Annotated in this window: 12 protein-coding genes and 1 pseudogene; 7 read left to right on the top strand and 6 right to left on the bottom strand. The window is 63.9% G+C overall.

Features of this window, described 5'->3' with window-relative positions; translation table 11 throughout:
• The first annotated feature begins 22 nt into the window (after positions 1 to 22).
• Entirely contained in the window at positions 23 to 727 is a 705-nt protein-coding gene (locus tag ACZZZM_RS03295) for a YjbE family putative metal transport protein (protein ID WP_463593683.1), read from the top strand.
• Here ACZZZM_RS03295 and ACZZZM_RS03300 read toward each other — a convergent pair.
• Both ACZZZM_RS03300 and ACZZZM_RS03305 read right to left on the bottom strand, forming a co-directional pair.
• A complete protein-coding gene (locus ACZZZM_RS03300; RefSeq protein WP_463593684.1) occupies positions 724 to 1,431 on the bottom strand; it encodes a dienelactone hydrolase family protein in 708 nt (235 codons plus the stop codon). The two genes, ACZZZM_RS03295 and ACZZZM_RS03300, sit on opposite strands and share 4 nt — an antisense overlap.
• Entirely contained in the window at positions 1,428 to 1,913 is a 486-nt protein-coding gene (locus ACZZZM_RS03305; protein WP_463593685.1) for a methylated-DNA--[protein]-cysteine S-methyltransferase, read from the bottom strand. The genes ACZZZM_RS03300 and ACZZZM_RS03305 overlap by 4 nt, the downstream gene beginning before the upstream one ends.
• 46 nt (positions 1,914 to 1,959) lie before the next feature.
• On the opposite strand from ACZZZM_RS03305, the gene ACZZZM_RS03310 reads away from it, so the two are divergent.
• From ACZZZM_RS03310 to ACZZZM_RS03335, 6 genes and pseudogenes are all read left to right on the top strand, one after another.
• A complete protein-coding gene (locus tag ACZZZM_RS03310) occupies positions 1,960 to 2,193 on the top strand; it encodes a DUF6489 family protein (protein WP_463593686.1) in 234 nt (77 codons plus the stop codon).
• A complete protein-coding gene (gene mnmE, locus ACZZZM_RS03315; protein WP_463593687.1) occupies positions 2,190 to 3,482 on the top strand; it encodes a tRNA uridine-5-carboxymethylaminomethyl(34) synthesis GTPase MnmE in 1,293 nt (430 codons plus the stop codon). Before ACZZZM_RS03310 ends, mnmE begins: the two co-directional genes overlap by 4 nt.
• Positions 3,483 to 3,537: 55 nt before the next feature.
• A complete protein-coding gene (gene mnmG / locus ACZZZM_RS03320; protein ID WP_463593688.1) occupies positions 3,538 to 5,370 on the top strand; it encodes a tRNA uridine-5-carboxymethylaminomethyl(34) synthesis enzyme MnmG in 1,833 nt (610 codons plus the stop codon).
• Positions 5,367 to 5,990, top strand: a complete 624-nt coding sequence (locus ACZZZM_RS03325; RefSeq protein WP_463593689.1) for a 16S rRNA (guanine(527)-N(7))-methyltransferase RsmG — start codon at positions 5,367 to 5,369, stop codon at positions 5,988 to 5,990. Before mnmG ends, ACZZZM_RS03325 begins: the two co-directional genes overlap by 4 nt.
• Positions 5,987 to 6,770, top strand: a pseudogene (locus ACZZZM_RS03330) (ParA family protein). The gene ACZZZM_RS03325 and the pseudogene ACZZZM_RS03330 overlap by 4 nt, the downstream one beginning before the upstream one ends.
• Positions 6,767 to 7,669 (top strand): ParB/RepB/Spo0J family partition protein, encoded by a 903-nt coding sequence (locus ACZZZM_RS03335; protein ID WP_463593690.1) that lies wholly within the window; start codon positions 6,767 to 6,769, stop codon positions 7,667 to 7,669. The pseudogene ACZZZM_RS03330 and the gene ACZZZM_RS03335 overlap by 4 nt, the downstream one beginning before the upstream one ends.
• Here the strand turns inward: ACZZZM_RS03335 and holA are convergent.
• The 4 genes from holA to ACZZZM_RS03355 are packed head-to-tail and all read right to left on the bottom strand — an operon-like array spanning position 7,666 to position 12,175.
• Complete coding sequence (gene holA, locus ACZZZM_RS03340) at positions 7,666 to 8,682, bottom strand: DNA polymerase III subunit delta (protein ID WP_463593691.1); 1,017 nt, start codon at positions 8,680 to 8,682, stop codon at positions 7,666 to 7,668. The genes ACZZZM_RS03335 and holA overlap by 4 nt on opposite strands.
• Positions 8,679 to 9,185, bottom strand: coding sequence for an LPS assembly lipoprotein LptE (lptE, locus tag ACZZZM_RS03345; RefSeq protein ID WP_463593692.1), 507 nt, complete (start codon positions 9,183 to 9,185; stop codon positions 8,679 to 8,681). Before lptE ends, holA begins: the two co-directional genes overlap by 4 nt.
• Positions 9,182 to 11,695 (bottom strand): leucine--tRNA ligase, encoded by a 2,514-nt coding sequence (gene leuS / locus ACZZZM_RS03350; protein ID WP_463593693.1) that lies wholly within the window; start codon positions 11,693 to 11,695, stop codon positions 9,182 to 9,184. The genes lptE and leuS overlap by 4 nt, the downstream gene beginning before the upstream one ends.
• A 48-nt stretch (positions 11,696 to 11,743) precedes the next feature.
• A complete protein-coding gene (locus tag ACZZZM_RS03355; protein ID WP_463593694.1) occupies positions 11,744 to 12,175 on the bottom strand; it encodes a DUF3576 domain-containing protein in 432 nt (143 codons plus the stop codon).
• Positions 12,176 to 12,246: the final 71 nt, after the last annotated feature.

The raw sequence follows: 12,246 nt of genomic DNA on the forward strand, positions 1-12,246 counted from the left end.
CCGAGCGCGCTAGGGCACCCGCATGATCGAGCTCGTCACCATCGCCGAACCCATGTCGCTCACGTGGCTGTGGAGCCATATTGTCACCGACTTCGCCAATATTGGCTCGACCTCGGCGCTGACTGCCTTCGGCACAGTCGTGCTGCTCGATATCGCGCTGGCCGGCGACAATGCGATCATCGTCGGTGCGCTTGCGGCGGGACTACCTGCCGAGCAGCGCAAGAAGGTTATCGCAATCGGCATTCTTGCCGCTTTGCTGCTGCGCATCGTCTTCGCGGTTGCCGTCCTTTACGGCCTTGAGCGCTTCAAGGAATATGGCCTGGTGCTGGGCGGCGGCCTCCTGCTGCTATGGGTCGCCTGGAAGATGTACCGCGAGCTAAAGCCCGCCGGCCAGTCGCCGGGATCGCCCGAAGTCGAAGGCGACGAGACCTCGGGCCTCAGGCCCGCCAAGAGCTTCGCCGCCGCCGCCTGGGCAGTCGCGGTCGCCGATGTGTCGATGAGCCTCGACAATGTCCTCGCGGTTGCAGGTGCAGCGCGCGAGCATCCCGGCATCATGGTGATCGGGCTGATCCTCTCGGTCGCGCTGATGGGCATCGCCGCCAACATCATCGCCAAATATATCGAGCGTTACCGCTGGATCGCCTGGGTTGGCCTAGTTATCATCCTCTACGTCGCTGGTAAGATGATATACGAAGGCTGGCACGACATGGCCCCGCTTTTCGCTTAGGCGCCCGCTTCGGCCAGCGTCTCTGCAAAGAATTCCGCCGTGCGCTTGTCGGCGAGCTGCGCGGCTGCTTCCGAGCGGCGGTTGCCCATCTCGGCCGCGAAGCCATGGTCTTCACCCGGATAGTCGAAGATCCGCACCCGTGGGTGATCGTCCAGCCCTTCGTGCATCTTGGCCTGGATATCGGGAGTGACGAAATGGTCCGCGCCCGCAATGTGGAGCAGCACCCGAGTGGCGATGCCGTGCTTCTCACCCAACAAATTGTCGATCCCGACGCCATAATAGCCGACGCTGGCATCGGCATCGGTGCGGCATGCTGTCATGAACGCGAGCCTTCCGCCCAGACAATATCCCACCACTCCAACCTTGCGCGCACCGCTTTCGGCCCGTGCGGCGCGGATGGTAGCTTCGATGTCGCGGACGCCGGCATCCTGGTCGAACTTGCCCATCAGCTCAAGCGCTGCCTGGAATTGCTCCGGCACGTCGGGGTCGAGTTCGACCCCAGGCTCCAGCGGCCAGAACAGATCCGGCGCGATCGCGAGGTAGCCCGCCGCTGCCCACTCGTCGCATTTTTTCCGGATCCCCGGATTCACTCCGAAGATTTCCTGGATCACGACAATCGCGGCGCGCGGCGTGTCTTCGGGTTCCGCCACATATGCCTGGAAGCTGTCGCTGCCATCGATCGTGGCGATGCGCATCATGCTCATAACAGGGTCTTTCCGGAATGACGGCGCTCGTGATCGAGCAGCCAGGATTTGGTCTTGGGGCCATCGCCCGCTGAGTAGCGCTCGGGCGCCCCGCCCGACGACAGTACCCGGTGGCACGGCACCACGATGGGGAAGGGATTGCGTGAGCAGAGCTGGCCAATCGCGCGCGAGGCCGAGCTCAGTCGGGCGGCGAGCACGCCATAGGTCACCGTCTCGCCATAGCCGAGGTCGATCAGCCCCTGGCGGAGCGCGAGCCCCCGTGGGGTAGCGGGCGGAGCGAGCGCCAAGTCGAATCGTTGGATTGCGCCTTCAAACCAAGCCTCGAGCTGCTCGGCGGCGGCGATCACTGCCGGGCTGTCCGCCCGCCGCGGTGTCTCGCGCTCGGTGAGAATATTGATCGCGTGCAAGGCCTCGGCGTCGCCGACGATACGCACCGAACCGATGGGCGTTGTCAGAACAGCCGTGTCGCGGGCATAGATCATCCAACAAGCCTAGCAGCCGGGCGGCTGCACGCAATGGAGACGCGTCATGAAGATCAACGTCGAAGTCGACTGCACGCCAGAGGAGGCGCGACGCTTCATGGGCCTGCCCGATCTCACACCGGTGCACGACGTCTATGTTAAGATGATGACCGATGCCGTTGAAAATCAAACGAATCCCGAAGCATTTCAGCAGCTCATGCAGAGCTGGTCGCCAATGGGCGAGGCCGGCATGAACTTCTGGCGGGGGCTGTTCGAAGCCGGAGCCAAGCCGGGCAAGTGACCGATACGATCTTTGCTGTCTCCAGCGGTGCGCCTCCCGCGGCGATTGCGATCGTGCGGCTGAGCGGGGCGGGGGCGTTCGATGCCGTCCGGCAGCTCGCGGGACATGTACCCCCGCCTCGGATTGCGACGCTGCGGGCGCTCCGCGATCCTACCAATGGGGAGCTGCTCGACCGTGCGCTGGTGCTTGTCTTCCCGGGTCCGGGTAGTGCCACTGGCGAGGACCTGGCGGAACTGCATCTTCATGGCGGGCGGGCCGTCGTCCGAGCACTCGAAGCGGCACTCGCTGCCCTGCCTGGCTTCCGCGCTGCCGACCCTGGCGAGTTCACACGCCGCGCGCTCGACAATGGCAGGATCGACCTGAGCGAAGCCGAAGGGCTGGGCGACTTGCTCATGGCCGAGACTGAAGGCCAGCGGCGTGTCGCGATGCGATCGGCCGAAGGTGCCGTACGCCGCGCGGTCGAGGGATGGGCCGCGCGTGCTTTGATACTATCCGCCCAAGTCGAGGCGCTGCTCGATCATAGCGACGAAGACGACGTTGGCAGCGGACCCGATCCGCTGCCTTCGATCCGGACCGCTGCCACTGCACTGGCCGTGGATATTGGCGCCGTCGCCGCCCGTCCGCCCGTCGAACGGTTGCGCGATGGATTGCGCGTGGTGTTGGCCGGTCCGCCCAATGCCGGCAAGTCGACTTTGCTCAATGCACTGACCGAGCGCGACGCGGCGATCGTTTCGCCAATCGCGGGCACAACGCGGGATCGGATCGAGGCGCCGGTCGTCCGCGGCGGCGTCGCTTATCTGTTGACCGACACTGCGGGAATTACCCACACTCCGGGCGATGCGATCGAGGCGATCGGCGTGACGCGCGCGCAAGAGGCTCTCGCGTCCGCCGATATTCTGCTCTGGCTTGGGGATGAGGCGCCGCCACAGCATCCAGCCACGCTACGGGTGCATGCCCGCGCGGACGAGCCGGGGCGCGAAAGCGGCGGCCAAAGCGATATTGCGATTTCGGCAAAGACCGGGCTTGGCGTGCCCCAATTGTGGGACGCAATGTTGGCCATGTCTTCAACCCTGCTGCCGCCACCAGATCTTGTTGCACTCAACGAGCGGCAGCGGAACCTGACCCTGTCCGCTGTAGATGCGCTGGCTGCGGCTGCTCATGAGAGTGATTTGTTGCTAATGGCCGAGGGTCTTCGTGCTGCGTTGCGAGCGTTCGACGCGATCACCGGCCAAGCGGGTGTCGAGGCGATGCTTGACGCGCTGTTTGGCCGTTTCTGCATTGGTAAATAGCTGTTCCACGTGAAACAGTTTTGACGTGGGCGCGCACAAACAGTAGCGCGGCTATATGCAATTCGACGTCATCGTCATCGGCGGGGGGCATGCCGGCACCGAGGCTGCGGCCGCGTCCGCTCGCCGCGGGGCTCGCACGGCGCTGCTCAGCTTTGATCTCAGGAAGCTCGGGGCAATGTCCTGCAACCCGGCGATCGGGGGACTCGGCAAGGGCCATCTCGTCCGCGAGGTTGATGCATTCGATGGTCTGATTGCCCGCGCCGCTGACGCCGCCGGTATTCATTATCGCATGCTCAATCGCTCGAAGGGAACAGCGGTACAGGGCCCGCGCGTCCAGGCCGACCGCCAGCGTTACGCCGCGGCGATCCAGGCGATGTTGGCGAGCCAGCCGAATCTGACACTGGTCGAAGGAGAGGCGGAAGCGCTGGCGCTGGAAGGCGGGGCTGCAGCCGGCGTAGTCCTGGGCGACGGCACCGTTCTGAAGGCACGCGCAGTGGTGATCGCCACGGGTACCTTTCTCGGGGGCCGCATCTTCCGAGGGGAGGAGCGCGAAGCTGGCGGGCGCGTAGGGGAGGCATCCGCGACGCGACTTGCCGAGCAGCTCCGCGCGCTCTCCCTCCCAATGGCGCGGCTCAAGACTGGGACGCCGCCTCGGCTAGATGGGCGGACGATCGATTGGGCGCGCATCGAGCAGCAGCCTTCGGACACGGACCCGTGGACGATGTCGCCTGCCACGCCAAACCGCCTTTTGCCCCAACTCCATTGCGGAATCACGCGCACCAATGCGGAAACGCATGGGGCGATCCGCGCGGGGCTGGATCGCTCTCCGCTGTTCAGCGGTGCGATCGATGCGCAGGGACCACGATATTGCCCTTCGATCGAGGACAAGATCCATCGCTTTGGCGACCGTGACGGTCATCAGATATTTCTCGAGCCGGAAGGCCTGAATACTCATCTGATCTACCCGAACGGAATGTCGACTTCGCTTCCGGTCGACATCCAGACAAGGATGGTCAAGTCGATCGCTGGGCTGGAACGTGCTGAGATCGTCACTCCGGGCTATGCGGTCGAATATGATTATATCGATCCGCGTGCGCTGAATGCCACTCTCGGTTTGCCGGATATCCCTGGGTTCTATTGCGCAGGGCAGATTAATGGCACCACCGGCTATGAGGAAGCAGCGGGGCAAGGGCTGATCGCGGGTATCAACGCGGCCGCGCATGCGTGCAGAAGCGAGTCACTGATCCTGGACCGGGCCACCAGCTATCTCGGCGTCATGGTCGATGATCTTGTGCTCCAAGGCGTCACCGAGCCATATCGGATGCTAACCGCCCGCGCCGAATTCCGCCTGCGCCTCCGCGCTGATAACGCCGAGACCCGGCTTGGCCCAATCGCCGAGCATCTCGGCTGCCTGGGCAATGATGCCCTGTCGCGGCTGGAGCTGCGCTCGAAAGAGCGCGAGAAAATCCAACGAGCCTTTGCCATATCTCTGACCTCGAGCCAGCTTCACGCGCGGGGAGCTCCAGTGGGTCAGGACGGCGCGCGTCGGTCAGCGCGCGAATGGTTACGTTTTCCTAAAGTCGAACTCAGCCATGTCGGAGTGGAATGGCATGGAGACCCGGCAATGCTCGCAGAGTTCGTAGAAGATGCGCGCTACGCGCCTTATCTCGAACGCCAGGAGACGGAGGTCGCTGCGCTGCGCAGCAATGACAATGTGCAGCTGTGTGCAGACCTGGACTACACCCAAATCCAAGGTCTCTCTAATGAGATGGTCGAGCGCCTCTCGGCGTCTCGCCCGGACACATTGGGGGCGGCCTCACGCATCCGCGGAATCACTCCGGCCGCTCTGTCCGCCATTTTGCTTCATGCCAGAAGGCGCGCTGCGTGACCGAGGATGAGGCTAGAGGCTGGATTAGTTCTAATTTCGGCGCTTCACGTGAAACACTGCTGAGGCGCTTTGAAACCATCCTGCGTGATGAGGCGACGCGCCAGAACCTCATTTCGTCCGCGTCATTTGATCAATTATGGGCGCGCCATTTTGTCGACTCAGCCCAATTGATTGCCGCGGCGGCTGGGGCCGGGGAGGGCAATTGGGTCGATGTGGGCACTGGTGCGGGCATGCCGGGCCTTATTGTGGCAATGCTGACGGATCGACCAGTGGTCTTGATCGAGCCTCGCGCGAAACGAGCTGACTTCCTGTACCGCGCGGCGGCGCTGCTAGAAATTGGCAACCACGTTACGGTTGAGCAGCGCAGCATCGAAACTTACCGGTCGGTAAAGCCTGCGGCGATTGTCAGTGCTCGGGCCGTCGCAGAAATCTCCAAGCTGATTGGATCCACAGTTCATTGCACAGATTCCTCCACAGTCTGGTTGCTGCCCAAGGGCCGATCCGCGCAATCGGAGATGGAAGCGGCGCGTGCGAAATGGCAAGGTTCGTTCCACGTGGAACCAAGCATTACGCAGGCCGATTCTGGCATTGTGATTGCGCGAGGGGTGCGGCCAAGATGATCGTCATCGCAATCGCGAACCAGAAGGGCGGAGTGGGCAAGACCACGACAGCGATCAATGTCGGCACCGCCTTGGCCGCCACTGGCAAGCGCGTACTGCTTCTCGATCTCGATCCCCAGGGCAATGCCTCCACCGGCTTAGGCATATCGCGCGCGGAGCGCGAGCATTCGACCTATGATCTGCTGGTTACCGACTCGAAGTCTTGAGGACGTCGCGAGCGCTACCAAGGTGCCCGGCCTTGATATCGTCCCCGCAACTCAGGATCTGTCGGGTGCCGAGATCGAGTTGATCGAATTCGAAGCGCGCACACATCGGCTTGATGCCGCGATAAGCCGGCATAAGGCAGAGCACTGGGACGTGGTGCTGATCGATTGCCCGCCTTCACTTGGTCTCCTGACGATCAATGCGATGGTCGCCGCGCACGCGTTGCTTGTACCGCTGCAATGTGAGTTTTTCGCACTGGAGGGCCTGAGCCAGTTGCTCAACACGGTCGAGCGGATCCGCAGCCGGTTTAACCCTGGCCTGTCGATCCTCGGCGTCGCGCTGACCATGTACGATCGCCGCAACCGGCTGACCGATCAAGTCTCCGACGACGTTCGCGCCGTACTCGGCCGCGTGGTGTTCGATACGGTGATCCCCCGCAACGTCCGCCTGTCCGAAGCCCCAAGCCACGGCTTGCCAGCTTTGATCTACGATCATCGCTGCGCGGGCTCGGAAGCCTATATTGCCCTCGCACGCGAAGTGATCGATCGCCTGCCCAAGCTCAAGAAGGCCGCATGACCGAGACCCGCAATACCGAGCCCGCGCGTAAACCCCGCCCCGGCCTCGGCCGCGGCCTTTCTTCGCTGCTGGGGGACAATGTTCCGGAAGCATCGATATCGGGGTCCGGCGAGGGATCTGGTGCTGGCGGCCTTCGCATGCTTCCAGTCAGCGCGCTGGTTCCTCATCCTGATCAGCCACGCCGTCACTTCGATGAGACGGCGCTTGAGGATTTGGCACTTTCGATCCAGTCGCGCGGGCTGATTCAACCTATCGTCGTGCGTCCGGTCGGGCACAATTATCAGATCGTCGCCGGCGAGCGCCGCTGGCGCGCAGCACAGCGTGCCCGGCTCCATGAAGTGCCCGTCATCGTCCGCGAGCTTGACGATGCCGAGACCATGGAAATTGCGCTGGTCGAGAATATCCAGCGCCAGGATCTCAATGCCATCGAAGAGGCGGAGGCTTATCACCGGCTGATCGGCGAATTCGGCCATACCCAGGAAGCGTTGGGCAAGCTTGTCCACAAATCGCGCAGTCACATCGCCAATTTGCTGCGATTGCTGGATCTTCCGGCCGGCGTCCGCGAGATGGTGATTACCGGCTCGATCGAAATGGGCCATGCCCGCGCGCTCATTGGTGCGCCCGATGCAGAACGCCTAGCGCGTCAGGTCGCCGACAAGGGGCTGTCGGTTCGCGAAACCGAAAAGCTCGCACGCGCCGCCAAGCCCGCATCGAAGCGCAAGGGCGATGCCGCGATCCGCGACGCGGACATCATGGCGCTGGAGCATCAGCTGGGCGACGTGCTTGGCCTCAACGTCCGCATCGCGCACGGCGCCAAGGGCGGTACGCTTACGCTCAATTATTCGACGCTCGATCAACTCGACATGCTTTGCCAGCGCCTGAGCGGCGAGCGGATCTAGCCTCGCGCTCGTGCCGCAGCGCGGGCAATCGCAGCGGATTCAGCCTCAGCCAGCACCTCGCCGACCGTGCCCGGACGCATGATCGCGCGCTCGGTTTCGCGTACGCGATCGACAGCGCGGGCGAGCTGAGAGCCGTTCCAGCGGCGCAAGGCCCGGCCCATCGAGTCGTGATCTCGGAAGAAAACTCGATGCTTTTCAAGTACTTCCTTGACTGACAACCCCTTGTCGAGATCGATGCGCATCTCCGCCAAGTTGACCAAGCGCTTTCCGAGCTGGCGCATCAGCGGCACGCCGATGCCGTCGCCCAGCCGCGCGAGCTCCACCCCAATATCGGCGACGCGACCATCCAGCACTGCGCTGATCGCACCGCCCAGATCGGCCTCGCCCAGATCCGCGCCGATCGCATCCAACGCAGCGCCGTCCGCGTCGCGCGGACGGTCCAGTGCCGCATCGAGATAGAGGGCAAGCTTCTCGATCTCGCGGGCAAGAATCGCACGATCGCCGCCGCATGCCGCGGCTAATCGCTGCGGAACGTCGCCGGTGAGGCGCAGGCCGTGCTCCCGCGCGACCGTGGCGGCGAGCTTGGTCGCCTCGATCCCTTCCGGCACATAACAGCCATGCGCGAGCGCCGCGGGCGCGGAGATCGCCAGCTTGACCAATTTACCGCTCGCCTTGAGCCCCGGCGCCATCGCCACTACCGGATTGCCCGCGCGCTCGGCCCCGAGCAGCAACGAGATCGCTTCGCTTGCCCCTTCGTCCGCGCCCATCAATCGAATGTACCGCACCCCGCCGAATAGGGACATCGAAGCCGCTTCGTCGGCGAGCCGCCCGGGTTGGTCGCGCAAGGCCTTCATATCGAGGTCGACGCGTTCCACGTCGGGGCCCAGCGCGCGCGCCAGCCGCTCGGCCAGATCCGCCGCACCGGCTTCGTCCGGGCCGTGGAGCAAATAGAGCCGTGTGGCCGGGTTGGGCTTGTCAACTGCAGCGCGGATCTGCGCCGCGCTCGCCTTCATTGCGTCAGGCCGGCGGCGCTGGCCTGGGCAAATCGTGCGACGCGGGCGATGATCTGGTCGGCGACGATCCCGGAAAGACGCTCGAGTGCGCTGTTTTCGGCGGCTATGGTTGCATATTCACTGCCGACCACGTCGATGCCGGCGTCGGAGCCAGCGGTCGAATCGAGCACCACTGCGCCGTTGCTGAGATCGACCAGCTGATAGCGCGCGCGCAGCGTTCGGCGCTCGCGTGCGACCGAATCGTCGCGCCGCACGCCGAGGCCGGCGATCTGATCGTCGAGCTTGATCTCAAGCCGATAGCGCGCAGCGGTGCCGTGGCCCGTATCGAGCCGATCCTTGAGCGCATTGGCGACCAGCCAGCCCGATTTGCCTTCGATCGGGGCGATTTCGATCGCGGCGAGGGTGGATTGAACCGGCCCGGCGGCGCCGCCACCATAAAGCGGGCGCAGCCCGCCGCAGCCCGAAAGCGCCAGAGCGGCGGCGAGGATCGCGAAATGCCTCACAGGACGATGTTCACCAGACGGTCGGGCACGACGATCACCTTTTTCGGCGTATTGCTTTCGAGCACACGAACGATCTTGTCGGAGGCAAGTGCCGCCGCCTCGACCAGATCCTTCGCTGCACCCTTGGGCATTACCAGCGTATCGCGCAGCTTGCCATTCACCTGAACGGCGATCGTCACTTCGTCATCGACGAGCAGTGCAGGGTCGGCCTCGGGCCAGGCCGCGTCGGCGATCAGGCCCTCTCCGCCTATACGCACCCAGGCCTCTTCGGCCAGATGCGGGATCATCGGGCTGACCAGCCGCACCAGCGTGCGCGCAGCCTCATCGCGGTCGGGCGAGGGGGGCGACTTCTCGATCGCGCCGACCAGCGTGAACAGCTTGGCGACTGCCTTGTTGAAGTGCAGCGCCTCGATATCGGCGGCGACGCCGGTGATCGTACGATGGAGCAGCTTCCGGAGCTCCTTATTCTCGACGCCCCCGGTGGCGGGCTCGGCATCGACCACGCGCCACACGCGCTGGACGAAGCGCCAAGCGCCCTCGATGCCGTTCTCGCTCCACTCCAGATCGCGCTCGGGCGGCGAATCGGAAAGCATGAACCAGCGCACTGCGTCGGCGCCGTATTGATCGACGATCGGCTCGGGATCGACGGTGTTCTTCTTCGACTTCGACATCTTCTCGATGCGGCCGATTTCCACGGTTTCCCCAGTGCCGACGACTTTGCCGTCCTGCACTTCCTCAGGTGCCAGCCAGCGCCCATCGGGTGCTTTGTAGGTTTCGTGCGTCACCATCCCCTGGGTGAACAGCCCGCCGAACGGCTCGGCGACGTCAAGCCGGCCGAGATGCGCCAGCGCGCGCGTCCAGAACCGCGCATAGAGCAAGTGCAGGATCGCATGCTCCACGCCGCCGATATACTGACCGACCGGCAGCCACTGTTCGGCTATCGCCCTGTCAAACGGCTGGTCCTTGGGCTGGCTGGCGAAGCGGATGAAATACCAGCTGGAATCCACGAAAGTGTCGAGCGTATCGGTCTCGCGCCGGGCAGGCTTGGCGCAAATCGGGCAATCGACATGCTTCCAGGTCGGATGGCGATCGAGCGGATTGCCAGGGATATCGAAGCTCACATCCTCGGGCAGCACGATCGGCAAGGATCCGCGCGGGGCCGGGACGACGCCGCAGCCTTCGCAATGGATGATCGGGATCGGCGTGCCCCAGTAACGCTGGCGCGAGACGCCCCAATCACGCAGCCGCCATACGGTCTGGCCCTTGCCCCAGCCGCCCTCTTCCGCACGGCTGATAACGGCGCGCTTGGCGTCGGCCACGTCCATCCCGTCGAGAAAGTGCGAATTCACCAGCGTGCCCGGGCCGGTATAGGCCGCGGCATCAGCGAAATCGGACTCGTTCTTGTCGCCTTCAGAGACCACGCGGCGAATCGGCAACGCATATTTGGTCGCGAATTCGAAATCGCGCTGATCATGCGCCGGCACGCCGAACACGGCGCCGGTGCCATAATCCATCAACACGAAATTGGCGATGTAGACCGGCAATTCCCAAGCAGGATCAAAGGGATGCGCCGCACGGATGCCAGTATCCAGCCCAAGCTTCTCCTGCGTCTCCAACTCGGCCGCAGTGGTGCCGCCCTGCTTGCAGCGCTCGATGAACGCCTGAATGTCGGGCGAATCCGCCGCCAGCTTCTGCGCAATCGGATGGTCCGCGGCGATCGCGACGAAGCTCGATCCGAAGATCGTATCGGGCCGCGTCGTGAAGACCTCGACTTCGCCGGCGCCAGAGTCATTGGCGCTCAGCGCGAACTTGAACTGCAGCCCTTCGGACTTGCCGATCCAATTCTCCTGCATCAGCTTGACCTTGTCGGGCCAATGCTCGAGCGCCTGGACGCCGGTCAGCAGATCGTCCGCAAATTGGGTGATCTTGAGGAACCACTGGCTGAGCTTGCGCCGCTCGATGGTCGCGCCCGAACGCCAGCCCTTGCCGTCGATCACCTGCTCGTTGGCGAGCACGGTCATGTCGACCGGGTCCCAATTGACCGCCGATTCCTTGCGATAGACGAGCCCGGCCTCGAGGAAATCGAGGAACAGCGCCTGTTCGTGCCCATAATATTCGGGTTCGCAGGTCGCCAGCTCGCGGGACCAGTCGAGCGCGAAGCCGAGCCGCTTCAGCTGCGCCTTCATCGTCGCGATATTGGCGCGGGTCCAGCTGCCGGGATGGACCTTCTTTTCCATCGCCGCATTCTCTGCGGGCATGCCGAAGGCGTCCCAGCCCATCGGATGCAGCACTTCATGCCCCGTCATCCGGCGGAAGCGCGCAAGCACGTCGCCCATCGTGTAATTGCGGACGTGGCCCATATGGATCTTCCCCGAAGGATAGGGAAACATCTCGAGCACATAGCTTTTGGGCTTGGGCGAATCGTCGCGCGCGGCGAAGGTGTTGCGGTCTTCCCACGCCTTCTGCCACGCCGCGTCCGCCTTGAGCGGGTTGAATCGCGACGCGGTCATGGTCTTCCTCTTAAGGGCTTGGGCGCCGGGCTCGCCGGCGCCTCGTGATTAGTTGGCGATCGCCGCGCGGCGAAGGTCGCGGGCGCGGGTGAGGATGATGTCCTCAAGCTTCTGCACCGTCGCTGCCTGCACCGGAGCCGCGACCCATGCGCCGCTGGTGTTGACCTCGCGAAGCGCTGCCACGCGCAGGGCATCGGCGCGGAGATCCTGATCGAGGATCGTCACGGTCACCTTCATCCGCTCGTTCGGCGTATTTGGGTTCACATACCAATCGGTCACGATCACGCCGCCGTTCGAATCGGTCTGGAGCAGCGGCATGAAGCTCAGCGTGTCCAGCGTCGCGCGCCACAGATAGGAATTGACGCCGATCGTAGTCACCTGGCTTGCGGCGAGATCTGCCTTGGGGCGGTCCTTGCCGCCGCACGCGGAAATCGAAAGAGCAAGCGATCCGAGGATCGCAGCGCGCAACAGGCGGTTCATCGACACATTCCTAAAGGCAAGATGGTTCGTCGCAGAGCATCTATAGTGCCGCTTGTGGCGGTAGCAAGGCG

The organism is Sphingomonas sp. AC522, from assembly GCF_979258125.1.